The organism is Paenarthrobacter sp. NyZ202, assembly GCF_049860755.1.
Lineage (GTDB): Bacteria > Actinomycetota > Actinomycetes > Actinomycetales > Micrococcaceae > Arthrobacter.
The window spans coordinates 3,426,550-3,444,398 of record NZ_CP187556.1 but is presented as its reverse complement, the minus strand read 5'-3'; the positions used below and the strand labels follow the sequence as shown (position 1 = coordinate 3,444,398).

Here is a 17,849-nt window from a genome sequence, read left to right as displayed (position 1 = left end):
GCCGTGTGGCATTTCAGGCAGGGCGGCCCCACTCAAGTCCTGGAGTGGCGGAGACGGCAAAAAATTGAGAAGCGCATAAACGGTGCCAAGGGGGCTGCGACACAGCCCCGCACGGAGGGAAGCGTCCCCACATTTGCGCCCCACCGGGTTCCGGACCGGGGTCCTAGGCGGGACGACCTGACTGTAGGCGTGATCTTGGACGACTTCTCCATCGCAGCCTTCTCTTTTGAATGGAACCTGGTCCAGTTAAAAAAGGACTCGTGGCGCCAGCAACTCAAAGAGACCAGAATCGACTTCCTTTTCGTGGAGTCCGCGTGGAACGGGAACCAAGGTTCCTGGAAGTACCAGCTCATGGGTACCTCCGGACCCAAGCAGGACTTTCTTGACCTGATGGCGTGGTGCCGCAGCCACGGTATCCCCACGGTGTTCTGGAACAAAGAAGACCCGCCGCATTACGCCGACTTCCTCCCGGCTGCCCGGGAGTTTGATGCTGTTTTCACCAGCGACTCGGACCGCATTCCGTCATACCGGGCGGACTTGGGCCACGACCGTGTGGCTGTGCTTCCGTTTGCTGCACAACCGGCGATCCATAATCCCGTGCGTGTGGGCCAAACCCATCATGCCCGTGGAGTTGCCTTCGCCGGAATGTATTTCGCGCACAAGTATCCGGAACGCCGGCAGCAGATGGACATCCTGCTGCATGCCGCGCGGGATGCCTCTGCCCGATCTGGACCGAAGCTCGAAATCTTCTCGCGCCAGTTGGGTGGCGACTCAAATTACCAATTCCCGGTTCCGTTTAACGAACACGTTGTTGGCAGTCTTGACTATGCCAAGATGTTGAGTGCCTACCGGGCCTACAAGGTGTTCCTCAACGTGAACTCAGTTGTTGATTCTCCGAGCATGTGTGCCCGGAGGATCTTCGAGATCACAGCCTCCGGGACGCCCGTTGTATCAACGCCCAGCGCGGCAATCCCACACTTCTTTGACGCCGATCAGGTCTATGTAGCGGGGTCCCGCGAACAGGCTGAGAGCCAAATCCGCATGCTCGCCCGCAGTTCCGAGCTTAATGACCGGGTCGTTCATCGGGGACAGAGGCGTATCTGGAGCGAACATACCTACGCACACCGTGCTGAGACTGTGGTTGCCTCGGTCCTTCCCGGGCGGGTCCGGAGGGTTGACCTTCCCACAGTCAGTGCCTTGGTACCCACCATCCGGCCGCACCAGCTGGAGCACGTCTTTTCAACTGTCGCCAGCCAGACAGATGTGGACGTCGAGTTGGTTCTCCTGACGCACGGGTTTGAGGTGCCGGAGAGCCAGGTACAGGAACTTGCGCATAAGCACGGAGTGAGCCGGTTCACGTTGTTGACGGCCACAAGGGACGTCACGCTCGGTGAGTGTCTTAACCGCTGCGTAGCCGCATCAACGGGTCAGGTACTGACCAAAATGGACGACGACGACTACTACGGCCCCCGGTACTTGGTGGATCTCCTGCACGCACTCGATTATTCGAAGGCAGACGTGGTGGGCAAGCAGGCGCATTACATGTACTTCGCTTCGACCAACGCCACTATGCTGAGGATCCCCCATATGGAACACCGCCAGACGCGGTTCGTCATGGGGCCCACCATTACCGCCCGCCGCGAGGTCTTCGAAGCCCATCCTTTTGAACCGCTGAACAGGGGAGAGGACACTGCTTTCCTGAAGGCCGTCACAACAGCCGGTGGCTCCATATACTCCGCTGACCGCTTCAACTTCTGCCAATACCGAAAAGGTGACGGGCACACGTGGGATATCTCGGATGAAGAACTTGCCGCTTCCGGCGAAATAAAATTCTTTGGTGCCCCCAAAGAACACATCACTGTTTAACTAAAAGGGGAAAATAATGACAAACATCAAGACAGTGGCCGTTATTGGCCTTGGATACATTGGTCTGCCTACCGCGGCCATCCTGGCAACCAACGGCATCAACGTCGTGGGTGTGGACGTAAACCAGAACACGGTGGACGCCGTGAACCGCGGAGAGGTTCCTTTCGTTGAACCTGACCTGGGCGTTCACGTTGCCGGTGCTGTTAGCCAGGGACACCTGCGCGCCACCACCGAGACTCCGGCCGCCGAGGCTTACATCGTTGCCGTCCCCACCCCGTTCCGCGCAGACCACTCTGCAGACCTCAGCTACATCGAGGCCGCTGCACGCGGAATCGCTCCGCAGCTAAAGGGCGATGAACTGGTCATTCTGGAGTCCACCTCCCCTCCGCGTGCAACCCGCCACCTGGCCGACTACATTCTGGCGCTCCGCCCGGACCTGTCCGTCGACGGAGCCAACGGTGCTCCCGTGATCCACTTCGCCCACTGCCCCGAGCGTGTTCTTCCGGGCCGCGTGATGATCGAACTGGTCACGAACGACCGCATTGTTGGTGGCGTTACCCCCGTAGCAGCCGAACTTGCCAAGGACCTCTACGCTGTCTTCTGTCAAGGTGAAATCCTGGTCACCGACGATGTCACGGCCGAAATGGCCAAACTCGTGGAAAACTCCTACCGTGACGTGAACATCGCGTTCGCCAACGAGCTCTCCATCATCAGCGACAAGCTGGGCATTGACGTTTGGGAGCTGATCCGACTCGCCAATCACCACCCCCGTGTCAACATCCTTCAGCCAGGTCCGGGCGTGGGCGGCCACTGCATCGCCGTGGATCCGTGGTTCATCGTTGCCGCCGCTCCCGAGGAAGCCCAGCTCATTCGCCAAGCCCGAGTCACCAACGACTCCAAGCCGGAATGGGTAGTAGCAAAGGCCCGCAAGGCCGCTGAAGAAGCCGGTGCCGCACCGGTCATCGCAACGCTTGGCCTGGCCTTCAAAGCCAACATCGATGACCTGCGCGAGTCGCCGTCCATCGGCATTGCTGCTGATTTGGCTGAACAGCTTCCCGCCGCCAAGCTCCTTGTTGTGGAGCCTCACGTCGACTCGCTGCCGGCCGCCCTGAAAGAGCGCGCCAACGTGGAACTCGTAGCCACCGAGGCGGCCATCGCCCAGGCTGACGTCATTGTGGTCCTGGTGGACCACGACGAATTCAAGTCCATCTCTCCTGCCGCTTACGCGGGGAAGACGGTCATAGATTCCCGCGGTATCTGGAATGCTTCTTTGCAAGCTACGGCTCTGGCCGCTTCCGACGCGACAATCTGACCTTATGTTTGGCTATCGGAATGGAAAGGGGCAACAACAGTGACTTCAGAGCGCGTAGATATCGCGATTCTTCGGCGCGGTATTAGCCAAGCGGCTCTCGCCCACAACGCCAAGCTGGATGAGCTGCAAGTAGAGTTGGCCGAGGCGTATAAGAGAGAGCTTGAAGCAGCCGTTGCGATAGCCGAACGCAAGCACTTCAGCCAGGAGTTGTACACGACCAGAAAGAAACTGGATGCTGTCAAGAATAAGCTGGAAGTGACCGAACGGAAGTTGGCCTTCACACAGCGCACTCTTGCAGAGCGCGAAAAGGAGAGCTCCCGTCAGATATCCGAGCTTGATGAGCAACTCAATGCAGTGTCGCGTGGTTTGGATAACGTTCAACGTCGGTGGACTGCTTTGTCCGAGTCACGGCTTGGCAGTTGGCAACTGAGATATTGGCGGTGGCGGAATGGGAAAAAACGTACATGAGTGCAGCTAACAAAAGTACCGAGGCCAGGGGAGCGCTCGTCAAGAGACGACTTAAGGAACTTGAGTACTCAAAATCAGCCTCAGATCTTCGGCAGCAGTTCTTCGGATCGAATCAATACATCAGTTCCGTTCTTTCATCTGAACCGATCATGCCTTCGTACAGTGCTCGAGAATACCTGCACAAACGTAGCACGTCACCTCTGCTGAACTATGCTGAACAGATTCGTCCTGTTCTGGATAGTATCCCTACAACATTGGGAACTCGGAGTCTTAAGCCCCACTCGGCTCATGTCGGTATAATTGCTGATGAATTTCTGTATAAGAGCTTCGATTCCACAGCAAAGCTAACTTATGTCACTCCTGACAACTACGTCAGTGCCGCCGAAGAGGTAGAGATTCTTCTAATAGCCAGCACATGGCGAGGCTTGAGCGGTGAATGGATCAATCTTGCGACCCCTCATTCGAACATGCGCTCTTTCCTTTTAGAGGAAGTGCTTCCCTACTACCGCGGCAAGGACTTGCCGATTGTGTTCTACTCCAAGGAGGATCCTCCGAACTATCAACAGTTTCTAAGTATTGCCCAGGCGGCCGATTATGTATTCACTTGCGCGGCCGAGGTGGTTAGTGATTACGAACGCGATTGTCCAAATGTTCGTTCCGTCAACCCCTTGAGCTTTGGTGTAAATCCGCTACATCATTCACCCGTCTATTCAAGGCGACATCGCGTCAGTGATGTTCTTTTCGCCGGGTCCTGGCACGCGCATAAGTATCCAGAACGGCGTGCCGCGGCGCACGCAATCTTCGAGGGCGTTGCGGCGTCATCCAGAAATTTGGTCATTTTTGATCGAAACTGGGGGCTGGAAAGTGAGCGCTATTTCTTTCCGGAGGAGTACATAGCGAACTTGGCGCCAAGTATTGGTCATAATCTGCTTCTGAAGCTACAAAGGCTGGCGGATTTCAATATAAATCTAAACTCGGTCATCGGTAGTGAAACGATGTATGCTAACCGGGTTGTTGAACTGCAGGCCATGGGTTCTATGGTGATATCCAACTACAATGTCGGTGTCAATAATCGCTTCCCAAACGTACTGACCTGCGAAAGCAGCGTTGATGTCCGGGACACACTGGATCAGATGTCTGCTGCCGAACTTTACGAAGTTCAGATGGAAGGTCTCCGCCGAGCATATAGCGATCACTTGTCGCATGATCGGATGGGCGACATTCTCCGAATAGTTGGCAATGACCATGTAAGCGCTAAGACAAAGGTGTGTGTGGTCGTTGACGAATCGACCGACTACCTGCGCTCTGTAGTGGACGCTCAAACCCTTACTGGGCTGACTGTGCTTAACGCAGACGAACTTGCTTCAGGTCGGCAGGACTTCGACGTCGTAGTACCGCTCTCTACCGAGTTTGAATACGCACCGACGTATATGGAAGACCTCGTCAATGCTTTCAAATATGCCGATGTGGATTTTGTCACCAAGGCTATTGATCCTGGCGTGGCGGACCATGAGATCACGTCCCGCTTGTCAAACGGGGCGACGGGCGCTATTTGGGCCGCTTCCCCAGCAGGGGATAAACTCAGGCGAGGTGATGCCATTGAGGGATACGGATACGCGCTCGATTCCATGGGTATTGTCCGTAGACAAGATTCGATTGAGCTAAGTGAGACGTCCGCTCGTACTGACGATTTCTTGGTGTCCGTAATCATCCCCGTCTACAACAATGGTCCTTTCCTTCTCAATAAATGCATTCGATCTCTGAGTCGATCTTCTATTTTTGACAAGATGCAGATCTTGATGGTTGATGACGGTTCGACGGATCTCCGGACGCAGCAAATTATCAATGAGATCGATTCCAAGTACGAGCAAGTATCAGTTTTCAAGTTTGAACAGGGTGGATCGGGAAGTGCTTCACGCGCTCGAAACAAGGGTCTGGGGATGGCTTCTGCTCCGTGGATTACCTATTTGGATCCAGATAATGAAGCCGTAGGCGATGGCTACGCCCGGCTAATCGAACTTGCCGCTGAAAAGTCATTGGACCTAGCCATCGGAGACATGCTGCGTTACGCAGAGAAGACTCTGAACTTTAAGAACTCGAAAAAACTCAAGCCGCATCTAATAGCGGACTCTGAGGGTGGATCAACGCCTGATCCGGAGATCTTGAGCAAGATGGAATTTTACCCAATGAGTAACCAAGCCATGGTCATCAATGCACAATGGCTCAAGGGCCTTGGAATTGAGCAACCAGTCGGTGCATTAGGTCAGGACTCCTTCTTCTTCCAGCAGATGGTGTACTACGCCCGGAAGATCGGTGTTCTTGAACACCCTATTCATATCTACTACGGCTCAGTGAGTAAGTCCGTCGTAAACACTATTGGTCCTAATTTCTTCAAGAAGTATATTCCTCTTGAGGCCGCCAGGTCCGCGTGGTTGCGTGAAATCGGTCTTATTCAGAAATATAATGAGACGCGCGGTCAATCATTCATGAAACTTTGGTTCCTCCGGAAACTTGAGCTGGTCCATGAATCGGATAGGTCCGAATGTGTAGACATCATTCGTGAGTTGGGCAGTTTCTACGAACCTGTAATCTGGGAAGATCCGGACGTGGCGGAGCTTATGGCCGGTGACCGCACATGAAATTTCATCGGGATGTAGTTGAACGACAAGCTTTCGGTGCGCGATTTGAGGAGACGCAGCAAGACGCTGCAATGGCGCAAAGGTTGAAGGATGGACGTCTAACGATGTCCCCTCATAAGGAATGGCAGCTGCCGGAGTTGCCGACTTGGGTTGAGGATCCATTTGCGGATAGTAACTGGCAATTTCAGTATCATTCACTTCGTTGGCTGGACCCTCTTCGACGGGTTGCTCTACGCGGAGACGATGAGGCCAAGGCGCTCTGGGAGCGTTACGTGAAGTCCTGGCTTGTAGCGAACCCGCCTGGTACTTCGCCAACCAAATGGGCGTGGATCGATATGGGCGACGCTCTTCGCACTTTCGAGCTTGCCTTTGCTTTGCCGCTATTCGTTGACGATGACGCATGGATTGTAGATGCTTTGCGTGAGCACGCGGACTGGATCGCAGATGAAACTCATCTTGGCCATGGAAACCACGAATTTCACCAGCACCAGGCGCTTTTCGTTGCTGGGTGTGCTTTAGGTTTGCCTGTCTATCGAGACTTGGCTGTCAACCGGCTTGAGAAGTTGCTCCGTTCTAGTTATGACTCCGAGGGCGTCAACGAAGAAGGGAGCATTGGCTACCAGGAGCAGAATTATCACTGGTGGCAAGAAGCGCTCAAGCGGCTTGAGCTGGAAGGTATTCCGCGGCCTTCAGGATATGAGCGTCTCGCCCTGGCCCCTCTTTCGCTCGCACACGCGACTCAGCCCAATGGTGAGTATGTCCGTCTGGGGGATCTGGATACCGGTGGACCAGCCCGTATCGATTCACCGGAAGCTCAGTATGTTGCATCTTCTGGGAAGCTCGGCAGCCCACCAGAAGATCTCATCAGGGTTTTTGAGCAAGGATACGTCTACGGACGAAGCGGTTGGGGGGAGACCGAGCGGGACTTTGAGCATGAGACGTTCTTCTCGCTTAGTTTTGGCAGGCAGAATAAGATTCATGGCCATCAAGACGGTTGCTCATTGACCTATTATGCCAACGGACATCCTTGGCTTATTGATACGGGAAAGTACACCTATGGCACGCACCCCATGCGGCGCTATGTAGTGAATCGCTCAGGACACAACCTGCTGGTTCTGAAGGGCCGAGCATATGATCGTACGACAGAGGTCGAATTGATTCGTCGAGTTGAAACTGGGCGAGTTTTCGATGTCACTTTGAGGGACACTGGCTACGAAGGAGCCCTGCTTTCGAGGCGTGTAATCTACTCCAAGACTGGGGAATACCTCATCGTATTGGATCGTGTTTCTTCAACCTCGTCGGTCGAAGTAGAGCAGCGATGGCATTTGTCGCCGGAAACCTCGTCGACAATTAAGGGAGCCGCTGCTCACCTCGAAAGTAGGAATACAACCAGCAGAATTCAATGGTTGGGTTCCCCAGGCAAGTTGAGTCATGTTAGGGGGAGCACTGAGCCTTTTGAGGGCTGGACGTCCACTGGATGGAGGCAAAACGCACCGACAACTCTCCTCAAAGCATCGCGAACCGGTACTCAGGTGCTTTTTAACACAGTTGTTGGTGCCACTGAAAGCCATGCTGGCATAGAGTCGGCGATGCGACGGCTGGGCGATGGCGGAATTGAATTTACTGTGCCGACTGCAAAGGGTGTCGAGTACGTTTTAGTAGATAAATCGTCGGCGAGCATTTCCGATGTTCCCTTCAACGAAAATGCTGAGAGCGCATCGATCTCTTTAGGGGCGGCGGATAGTGTGTTGCATGCTGTGGGAGGCAGAGCCTTTGGCAGTATCGCCGGCGAGTCGGTCTCCTCCAAGCGAGCAAGTGCCCTGAGCCCGGACTCGGAGCTGATGAAATTGCTTGTGAACCCAGCCAACCGACGAGCAGGTCTGTTGGCCACGGCGATCGACATAGCTGGCGACGATCTAGAGTTGCCCTCGTTCCTTAGTGGGTCCACGTCACGTCGTCGTCCAATGATTGCTTGGCCTGATATTGAGCTGCTCGAAGACCCTTTCGGTACGGTCAAGAGCTACGAAACTGTAAAGGCCGCGGGTCAAGACGTCGTGGGGGCCGTTCAGTCGGTGCGACTAGGTCCGATGACCCTCTCCGCGCACTCCTCCTTGGGGAGCGGCGACACTCTGATGGTTGGCTTTCATGGGGCATTGGATAGGGGTAAGTACTCGCTTCCCCGGTTCGAACGCCTCCAAGGGTTTTCTTCCCTGAATCGACCTCACTTGTTATTTTCGGATCCGACCTTGGACCTTGATCCTCAGCTGACCCTTGGTTGGTACCTTGGGACTCAGCAGTACGATATTCAGGGTTCCATTGCTAACTTCGTGCAAGAACGGATGACGGCCGGCGGATACAAGCGTGTAATTATGTCAGGGAGCTCAGGCGGAGGCTACGCTGCTCTTCAGGTCGCGGCGCTGGTCCCAGACAGCACGGCAGTTGTCTTCAACCCGCAGACCCGCATCCGACAGTACTTTCCGAGATTTGCTAACTTGGCATTGGACACTGCGTTTGGGCAACGAACTTTGAGTGCCGAGGACGAATTGCGTGTGGATGTGCTGGCGAGGTACAAGCAGCTTCAGCCTTCTACTCAGATATATTTTGTGCAGAACATCGGGGATGAACACCACGAAGTGCGCCATCGGGTTCCATTGGTCGATGCCCTCTACGATGTTCCGGACACGAAGTTGCATACAGTATTCGAAGACTGGGGCCGCGGGCACAAAACCGCCAACAACGACGCGTACCTAAAGCATCTCCTGTTGGCTCAAGACTTCAACTGGTAGTGCTGTTCGGCTACAACTCGGTGAGCTAGCAAGCCATGCTACTAAGGAACGCCTAGTGCCACTTCAGGACAACAGAGAAACATAGACATGGGGGCCGCCTTGGAACAATTCCAAGGCGGCCCCCAGCCTGCTTTATTGGCTCTTCACGGTTCGTAGTGAATGTTCTGCCGTGGCGGATGTTCATGCCGCTGTTCTAACGGCACTGCGCAACAGGATACGCGTTTTGTAGTTCCGTGCGTTGGTGAATCCCCGACCTGTCCTTTTGATGTGTTTTATGGCGGTGTTGTTGGCTTCGACTTTCGCTGTTGTCGCGCCGGTGACAATGAGGACTTCAATCTCTTTCCACCAGCGGCAGACCGTGCGCCAGAGCCGGTTCGTTTCCGGTTGTGTGGCCTTCTCGACCAGGGATTGCAAACGGTCTTTCGCGGCAGCAGCGTCGGCGAGGGACCCGGTCGCGAGGAGGGTTCGGAGCTGTTCTTTGACCAACCATGCGGCCTGCAGTTTCCCGGTGGCGTCGTCGGTCGCGAAAACGGTGCTGAGCCTGTCTCGTGCCCGGTCCGAGAGTGTGTCGCCGGCTCGCAGCAGCAGACGCCGGTTGGCCCAGACCGGGTCGATGGAGCGTCCTCTGCGGCCGTGGACTTGCTGGGTGAGGCGTTGCCGGACTTCGGTGAGCATGTCGTTGCCGAGCTTGACCAGGTGAAACGCATCAACTGACACGGCGGTGCGTGGCAGCCACATCCGCAGGGCCTTGCGGAACGCTGCAGAGGGGTCGATCGCGACGACCTGCACGCCCAACCGCCATTCAAGCGGGCGGGCGAAGAGCCAGTCGCCGACGCCATCACTGTCGCGGCCGTCCACGATGCCTAGAACTTGACCGGTGTCCAGATCGACGATTGTGGTCATCCATGGTTCGTAGCGTTTCCAGGCTTTGGTGGCGGGATCGCGGAAGAACCGGACCGACCGGTAGCGGTGTTCATCAATCCCAAGCATCCGCGGTGCCATTGCATCAACGTCGGGCAGCGTCAGCGCGGCCGCCGAGTCCAGGGCCCGCTGGACCAGCCACCACGACACCCCGAAGGATGAGGCTGCTTCCATTGCTGCCCGTCCGGACCCGACCACGGCAGCTACGAGCGCGTCGCGAAGGCGGCGGGTGGACCGTGCCCGGCGGGGAACCTGGCTTGTTTCCTCGGTGAACGTCTGCTGAGGGCACAAGTACTCATCGCAGAAGAACCTCCGCTTGGCCCAGACCACTTCGACTGGCCCGGCGATGGGGATGTCACGCAGCCGTTGTGGCCGGCGGGAATGAACCCGGGCGCTGATCACGCCGCAGGACGGGCAGCCGGCCTCTGCGGTGGCTTCGACACTGACCCGCCGCTGCCCGAAGCCCAGGATCTCGGTGCCGGTGACGCGGTAGTCGGGCAGGTTGAAGATGGCGGTGGCAGCATCAGGGTGCGGGGAAGTAGGCTCGATCAAGGCTCGTAGCTCCTGACTTGATGAATGCGTAGAGAACATCCATCACAGCAGGGCTACGAGCCTTTCAGCTCTCAAGACACGAAACCCGATTCACCATCTACCGTGAAGAGCCGCTTTATTGCCTGCCTGATCTTTCTAGGCGAAGCTAGCGATACGAGCACCCACGCCCAAGAGTTCGGCTACGGCAGCTACGGTTCGAGCAGCTGCTTTGCCGTCACCGTATGGATTTACCGCGTTGGCCATGGCATCAAATGCGTCCTGCTGGTTTAGGAGCCGATCTACTTCCTTGACGATCGTTTCCTCGTCCGTGCCGATCAACGAAACCGTTCCGGCGGTCACGGCCTCTGGACGTTCGGTGTTGTCCCGCATTACCAGGACGGGCTTGCCGAGGCTCGGGGCCTCTTCCTGGACTCCGCCGGAGTCGGTGAGCACGATGTGCGCCAAGGACAGCATGCGGGTGAACTCGCCGTAGGCCAGAGGTTCGGTGACCACCACGTTGGGCTTGCCTTCGAGGGCGGGCAGAACGGCTTCGCGGACAACCGGGTTCTTGTGGGCCGGAAGTACGATGACCAGGTCCGGTTCAGCCTCCGCGATGCGGGCCAGGGCGCGGCCCACGCCGCGCATGGCGTCACCTTGATTTTCACGGCGGTGCGTGGTGACCAGCAGGATCCTGCGGCCGCTGGACGCGAGCTCTTCCAGCTGCGGATCACTGAACGGCAGCTGCTTGTCCACAGTGGTCAGAAGGGCGTCGATCACGGAGTTCCCGGTGACCACGATGTCGTCTTCATCGATGCCTTCGGCAAGGAGGTTGGCCTTGCTGGTGCTTGTGGGTGCCAGGTGGAGGCTCGCGATCTGGCTCGTGATCTTGCGGTTGGCTTCTTCGGGGAAGGGGGAGAAGAGGTCGCCGCTCCGCAGGCCCGCTTCCACGTGTACTACGGGAATGCCGTGGTAGAAAGCTGCGATTGCGCCGGCGGTGGAGGTTGTGGTGTCACCTTGGACGATGACAGCATCCGGTTTCTTTTCGGCGAACAGCTTGTCGAGTCCGTCGATGGTCCGGGTCATGATGGCAGAGAGGGATTGGCGCTGCTGCAGGATGTTCAGGTCGTGATCCGGCTCAATGCCGAAGAGCTCGTTTACCTGGTCCAGCATCTCGCGGTGCTGGCCGGTAACAGTCACGATGCAGTCAAAATCGTCTGATTCTTGGAAGGCGCTTACGATTGGAGCCATCTTGATGGCTTCCGGGCGGGTGCCAAAAATTGGCATGACGCTGGGCATGGATTTCCCCCGTGAGTGGCGTTGAGTGACTCCTCGATGCTATCGCACGACTAATCGACGTCCTCAATTGTGTGAACTCTGGGGTATAGCCTCAGCGGGCAAAGATCAAGGTCAGTGCCAGAACGGGAATGCTGATGGAGACCAGGATCACAGAAAGCAGGGCTATGAGGCGTTTCTGTCGAAGGCTTGCCTTCCGGGAGCCAGGACTGCTGACCTTCAGCGGACTTGACGGCCTCGGCTGAGCGGGAGGATCCTCGGCCCGCGGAGGAGCGGCATCCGCAATGCTGAGCGTACCAAGTTCTCTGGGACGCTCGTATCCGGCAACTGAGGCAGTTGGTATTTCAGCCCTGAAGCGTCGCCTACGCATGTGGCGCGGGGAAGGCGAAAGCGGCGCTGTTTGGCGAACGGTATCCGTCACTCCATCACTCCTCACGTGCGTTGAAATGAAGCAGGGTCACGTTCAATTCTTGCACTTGGAGCCACAGGTGGCACATCCAGCCATTTGAAAGGTGTCGGCAATCGGCGTCATTAAAGGCGAAAGGGTTGCTGAAGACAGCCAGTTGGCGGCCGCGCATCCTGTGGTTGCGCGGCCGCCCGCTGCGGTGTCCTATCCTCGATCGGAATAGAGAGCGTCGTTCTTAACTCCAGAGCCGTTTGTTACGTTGATGAAGTAGTTCTTGCCGGAGCCCAGGGACGTGCTGCCAAGCTTTGCAGTGACTGACTCCAGCAGTGGATTGATGCCGGCTTGCTTGCCGTAAGAGGCGTTGTAATAGGACGCTGTAACCGTCTTATCGAAGACGCGTCCATAAGCATCGGTCCACTTAACCTGCACGGTTCCGCCACTTAGGTTGTGGCCAGTCACCAGGACGTCGCCGTTCCCGTAAAAGATCGAGTCAGTGATTACCGGAGTAGTGCTGGTTGCCTTGAGCCTGTCCAGCATGGGTGCCCAGGTCCCAGTGCAGGTGAAGTAGGGATCCCACATGAAGGAGATGACTTTCCTGGGGGTATTCCCCAGCTGCTGCAACTGCTTGTTGATCCTGGTCTTGGTCGTTTGACCGCGAAGGCTGTTCTGGCAGGGGTTCTGGGAGGTGGCTGGTGCCATTCCTTCGAGGTTGGCCCAGAGTTCCGCACCAGTACCTTCCACTCCCTGGGCCAGTGCCCAGAAGTAGTCCCGGGTGGGTGCCAGGTACTTGCTGCCCCAGGTCCCGCTTCCTACGATCGCAGCTGCATACTGGTCGACGTTTGTGCCGGCCTCGCTCTGGAAGAAAGATCCACCCTTGCCGGTGCCCATTCCATCCTGAACCGCAATGGCCAAATCGACACCGCCGGCCGTCCTTGCAATGTTGTTGATCCCAATTCGGGCTTGGTCCAAAGTAACCCGCCCACCAAACGCGCTCCTGGAATCGATGTAGGGACTGACAATAGCCGAGCGTTCTGGTTGGTACTGTGCGATGCGTGAGTTCTGGATCCTGTAAACCGTGAGGACAGAATCCCATACGGCCCCGTTGCTGAGAGGCATCTCAGTGTGGTGGTAAAAGCCTGCCAGCCCCGGAACGTCGTTGACCTTGGCCTGGTAAATCAGGAACCGTGCCGTGAACAGAGAAAATGTTGCCTGGTAGGAGAGATCGGGAAGATAGGTTATGTCGGTTCTCTTCACCGGCGACGGAAGGCCGGCGTAGTACTTCATCCCCAGGCTGGTTGCTGTCTTTCCCAATGAAATGGAAATGGAGGACGGTCCACCTGTGATGACCACCACGTCGTACCTTCCGGACGGGGACGTACAACCGCTTCCTTCGGCGGGCAGGACCAGGATCGTGTAGATCGAGCCCCCGTTGGTGACGGTCTTGTCCCGGGCGCAAAGGAGAGCGGGTCCACCCCAGGAACTGTTGTCTGAGTAGGTAAAGTAACGGTTCACGGTGACACCGGAAGCAGCCGCCTTGGCACAATTGACGCCCGAAATGACGCAGCCGGTGGGAATTGTTGCCAGTGTGGCAGGCTTCAGCAGTGAGCCGAAAGTAATGACGGTGTCTCCGCCTACGGATTTGATGTCGGTCAGCTTCTTCATGTTGGCAGCATCACTGGTGCTGCCGTAGATGAAATAGCCGCTGATGGGGTAGACGGGTGACGCTGCTGCTTGAGCCGGCGATGCATGCAGGAAGCCCAGAAGCAGGGAAAGTGCAGCGATAAAACTTAGGGCTAAGTGGCGCGCAGGGAAGCGGATAAGGGCGAGCGTCTCGGCTCTGAAAATGGCCACAACGGATCCTTGGGCTCGTAGGGCTGAGACCTTGGACCTATGGGAAAAGGATGAAGGGCGGGCCAGACAAACTCAATGGCTTGACGAAATCCTTCACGCATCGGCTGAAACGGTGTTGGACGTGTCAAAACGGCTAAAGGCGCGTTGCAGGGATTGTGGTCCCATGACAAAGTCAGTCAGGATCATTCGGGTGCCCGTCCGGGGATAGCCTCGCCTCCAGGCCGGCCGGTCTACACTCTGCACTCGGGCTGCAGCCACACGTCAATCAGCCCACCAGTCTCAACCACAAACCGGTCCAGCCAGGCCCCGGCAGACAGGTCCGGATCAGACCCGACCATCTGCACTTCTGCCGGCGTGCATTGATGCATTAAGGTGCCGGCGCGCAGCAGGTGGTAGTCGGACGTCACCACTGTCACCGACTGCCAGCCGTGCTTGGCCACCAGTTCGCCTACGGCATCGGCTTCCCCTCGCGTGTTCAAGGGCTCGGGACGGAAGCAGATGAGGTCAGGATCGTCCGCGCCGGCATCGCACAGTTCATCGCCCTCTACGTTGCCGGCGAGGCCGGTCGTGGAGACCACCAGAATCGGGATGTTCAGATTGCGTTGCAGGTCCTCGGCTACTGGAAGCCGCTCCCTGCTCATGCCACCCAGGACGATGATGGCATCCGTGCGGTGCGGGGTGATCTGCGGTGGGTTGTAGAAAAACTGAAGTGCAGCGAGGACCCACACTACAAACGCTGCCAAAAGCACCAGGAGCGTCCGCAGCAGGACGCGGGGTACGGAGGCGGTTTTGGTGGGCACGGGGACAGTTTAGGGTTCAAAACTGGGTGTTCCTGACAGTCTGTATTCAGGAAGGAAAGCTACCGCGTATCAACATCTTCAAAGACAAGGAAAGTCTGGGTATCCAGCACACCCTCCATCGACTGCAATTGGTCGAAGATCACACGGCGCAGGTGGATATTGTCGGTTGCCCGGACCAGAAGAATCACATCAAAATCTCCGCCTACCAGCGCGATGTGGTGCACTTCGGGTATCGCGCGCAAGTGCTCTTTTAGTTCCCGCCAGGAGTGTTGCTGCACTTTCAGGGTCACATAGGCCGACGAGCGCAACCCGGCCTTGATTGGATCTACAAGCGCGGTGAACTTGGTCAGCACTCCCTCGCCCGTAAGCCGTGCCAACCGGGAGTACGCATGCGCCCGGCTGATATGCACGTTCTCGGCTACTTGCGTGATGGACATGCGTCCGTCGGTTGTGAGTTCACGGATGATGTCCAGGTCAACGCTATCCAGGGGGACAGCGGTTTGTTCGGCTTCCGTCTCACTCACGGCAGGCTCCAATTCGTCTACAACACAGGGCAGTTACCCAGCTCACATTGACAATTCGTCTTCCAGACTAGCCCCAATGCCAAAGCTCTTCCATGATTTATGGCAAAGCTGGATACGAAACATGCGCCGGGAAGATACTGGAAGCACATAGTGGCTAGAGAAGGACGGACCAATGACGATCCATGCAGACCACTCTGCGCCCGAGACGGCGGCGGAGGACCAGGCTGCTGACGTCCGGAGAAAATTCGGCATCAGCGTTGAGGACTACATGCTGCCCGCCCGGCACCAGATTCAGATGGTCAATCCGGACGGTACCTTGCGGTCCAAGGAAGACCAAGGCACAGAACCCGGACACGAGTACCCCACTCCCGGCGACGACGAACTGCTGGCAGCGTACGAGCGCCTGGTCATCGGACGGCGCGTCAACGACCAGAACTCCGCCCTGGTCCGGCAGGGCCGCATGGCCGTGTACCCGTCGAGCCATGGCCAGGAAGCCTGCCAGGTGGCAGCTGCCATGTGCCTGGGCGACGGCGACTGGCTTTTCCCCACCTACCGAGACGCCGTCGCCGTCATGACACGCGGTGTGGACCCGGTAGAGGTGATGACCATTTTCCGCGGCGACTGGCACGGTGGCTACGACCCCAAGGAACACAACGTGGGCATCCAGTGCACGCCGCTGACCACCCAGCTGCTCCACGCCGTCGGCGTCGCCCACGCTGCAAAGCTGCGCGGTGAGAACACGGTAGTGATGGCGATGTGCGGCGACGGTGCCACCAGTGAGGGCGACTTCCACGAGGCCCTCAACTTCGCTGCCGTCTTCCACCTGCCCGTCATCTTCTTCGTGCAGAACAACAAGTACGCCATTTCCGTCCCGCTGAGCCACCAGTCTGTGGCGCCGTCGCTGGCGCACAAGGCAGTCGGCTACGGCATGGCCGGCGAACGCGTGGATGGCAACGACCTCGTCGCCCTGCTCGCCGTCATGGACCGTGCCGTGAAGCTCGCCCGCGAAGGCTCAGGCCCACTGCTCATCGAAGCCCACACCTACCGCATGCAGGCCCACACCAACGCCGACGACGCCACCCGCTACCGCCCGGACAGCGAAGTGGCCGAGTGGCAGGCCAAAGATCCCCTGACGCGAATGAAGGCCTATCTCACGGACAAAGGGCTTCTGAATGAGGACGCCAACCAAAGGATCGCTGAGCACGCTGAAGCCGTCGCCACCCAGCTCCGTGAAGGCCTCGGCGAGGACGTCCCGGTACAGCCGCTGGATCTCTTCAAATACGTCTTCGACAAGCAAACCCCGCAGCTGAAGGAACAGGCGGAACTCCTGGCTGATGAACTCGCACGTGAGGAGAGCGGAAAATGACCGTCACCGGCACCACCACGGCCAATGTCAGTGCCGCAACAGCCAGCGCAGCCGCATCGGCTGCAGCCACCGCGGAAGCCACAGGACCGCAGTCCATCACCATGGCCAAAGCGCTCAACACGGCCATGGCAGACGCCATGCGTGCTGATACTTCGGTACTCGTGTTCGGTGAGGACGTGGGCATGCTTGGCGGCGTCTTCCGCATCACCGACGGCCTCATGGCAGAATTCGGCGAACAGCGCTGCTTTGACACCCCGCTGGCAGAGTCCGGCATTGTCGGCATGGCGGTGGGCATGGCCATCAACGGCATGCGTCCCGTCATCGAGATGCAGTTCGACGCCTTCGCCTACCCGGCTTTCGAGCAGATCGTCAGTCACGTTGCCAAGATGCACAACCGCACCAAGGGCAAGCTCAAGATGCCCATGGTCATCCGCGTTCCGTACGCCGGCGGCATCGGGGGAGTGGAGCACCACTGCGACTCCTCCGAGTCCTACTACGCCCACACCGCCGGGCTGAAGGTCTACACGCCCGCTACCGTCGCAGACGGGTACCGCATGCTGCGCGAAGCCATCGACTCCGATGACCCCGTGATGTTCATGGAGCCGAAGAAGCTCTACTGGTCCAAGGACCAAGTGGACTTGGGTGCGTTGCGCGCAGAGCACGACGCCGGTACCTCCACCGAGGGCCGCGCCGCCGTCGCGCGTCCCGGCACAGATGCGACGCTCATCGCCTACGGCCCGTCCGTCCCTACCGCGCTCGCCGCTGCTGCGGCCGCTGCGGAAGAAGGTCGGTCCCTGGAGGTCATCGACATCCGCTCCATCGTCCCGTTTGATGACGAGACCGTTTGCGCATCCGTACGCAAGACGGGACGCGCGGTCGTGATCGCCGAAGCGCACGGCTTCGCGTCCGTGTCTTCCGAGATTGTGGCCCGCGTCCAGGAACGTGCGTTCCATTACCTGGCCGCACCGATCCGCCGCGTGACCGGTTTCGACGTTCCGTTCCCGTCTCCCAAGTTGGAGCACTACTACCTGCCCGGCGTCGACCGAATCCTCGACGCCGTCGACGACCTTCAGTGGGAGGAGTAAC

12 protein-coding genes are annotated in these 17,849 nt (G+C 57.8%); 6 read left to right on the top strand and 6 right to left on the bottom strand.

Annotation, left to right across the window (positions count from 1 at the left end):
* Window positions 1-189: 189 nt before the first annotated feature.
* Both ACPFL9_RS15940 and wecC read left to right on the top strand, forming a co-directional pair.
* The gene (locus ACPFL9_RS15940) at window positions 190-1,866 is read left to right on the top strand and encodes a glycosyltransferase family protein (protein ID WP_426003820.1); all 1,677 of its coding nucleotides are present in this window, start codon (window positions 190-192) and stop codon (window positions 1,864-1,866) included.
* A gap of 16 nt (window positions 1,867-1,882) precedes the next feature.
* Entirely contained in the window at window positions 1,883-3,178 is a 1,296-nt protein-coding gene (gene wecC, locus ACPFL9_RS15935; RefSeq protein WP_426003819.1) for a UDP-N-acetyl-D-mannosamine dehydrogenase, read from the top strand.
* Between the two features lie 45 nt (window positions 3,179-3,223).
* On the opposite strand, the gene ACPFL9_RS15930 is transcribed toward wecC, so the two are convergent.
* The gene (locus ACPFL9_RS15930; protein ID WP_426003818.1) at window positions 3,224-3,523 is read right to left on the bottom strand and encodes a hypothetical protein; all 300 of its coding nucleotides are present in this window, start codon (window positions 3,521-3,523) and stop codon (window positions 3,224-3,226) included.
* 74 nt (window positions 3,524-3,597) lie between these two features.
* Between ACPFL9_RS15930 and ACPFL9_RS15925 the strand changes: the two genes are divergently transcribed.
* Entirely contained in the window at window positions 3,598-6,285 is a 2,688-nt protein-coding gene (locus ACPFL9_RS15925; protein WP_426003817.1) for a glycosyltransferase, read from the top strand.
* A complete protein-coding gene (locus tag ACPFL9_RS15920) occupies window positions 6,282-9,071 on the top strand; it encodes a heparinase II/III domain-containing protein (RefSeq protein WP_426003816.1) in 2,790 nt (929 codons plus the stop codon). The genes ACPFL9_RS15925 and ACPFL9_RS15920 overlap by 4 nt, the downstream gene beginning before the upstream one ends.
* Window positions 9,072-9,251: 180 nt before the next feature.
* Here ACPFL9_RS15920 and ACPFL9_RS15915 read toward each other — a convergent pair whose 3' ends face one another.
* The 5 genes from ACPFL9_RS15915 to ACPFL9_RS15895 form a co-directional block, all read right to left on the bottom strand.
* Entirely contained in the window at window positions 9,252-10,544 is a 1,293-nt protein-coding gene (locus tag ACPFL9_RS15915) for an ISL3 family transposase (protein WP_426003815.1), read from the bottom strand.
* A 135-nt stretch (window positions 10,545-10,679) separates the two neighbouring features.
* Window positions 10,680-11,819, bottom strand: coding sequence for a non-hydrolyzing UDP-N-acetylglucosamine 2-epimerase (gene wecB, locus ACPFL9_RS15910; RefSeq protein WP_426003814.1), 1,140 nt, complete (start codon window positions 11,817-11,819; stop codon window positions 10,680-10,682).
* A gap of 607 nt (window positions 11,820-12,426) precedes the next feature.
* Window positions 12,427-14,073, bottom strand: a complete 1,647-nt coding sequence (locus ACPFL9_RS15905) for a hypothetical protein (RefSeq protein ID WP_426003813.1) — start codon at window positions 14,071-14,073, stop codon at window positions 12,427-12,429.
* Window positions 14,074-14,303: 230 nt separating this feature from the next.
* On the bottom strand, window positions 14,304-14,873 hold the full coding sequence (locus ACPFL9_RS15900; protein ID WP_426003812.1) for a YdcF family protein: 570 nt from the start codon (window positions 14,871-14,873) through the stop codon (window positions 14,304-14,306).
* 59 nt (window positions 14,874-14,932) lie between these two features.
* Window positions 14,933-15,397, bottom strand: a complete 465-nt coding sequence (locus ACPFL9_RS15895) for an Lrp/AsnC family transcriptional regulator (RefSeq protein WP_426003811.1) — start codon at window positions 15,395-15,397, stop codon at window positions 14,933-14,935.
* Between the two features lie 172 nt (window positions 15,398-15,569).
* Here ACPFL9_RS15895 and pdhA point away from each other — a divergent pair, with 172 nt between their 5' ends.
* Together pdhA and ACPFL9_RS15885 are read left to right on the top strand one after the other, a co-directional pair.
* Complete coding sequence (gene pdhA / locus ACPFL9_RS15890) at window positions 15,570-16,763, top strand: pyruvate dehydrogenase (acetyl-transferring) E1 component subunit alpha (protein ID WP_426003810.1); 1,194 nt, start codon at window positions 15,570-15,572, stop codon at window positions 16,761-16,763.
* Window positions 16,760-17,848 carry an alpha-ketoacid dehydrogenase subunit beta gene (locus ACPFL9_RS15885; RefSeq protein ID WP_426003809.1) on the top strand — a complete coding sequence of 363 codons (1,089 nt, stop codon included), beginning with the start codon at window positions 16,760-16,762 and terminating at the stop codon, window positions 17,846-17,848. The genes pdhA and ACPFL9_RS15885 overlap by 4 nt, the downstream gene beginning before the upstream one ends.
* Window position 17,849: the final 1 nt, after the last annotated feature.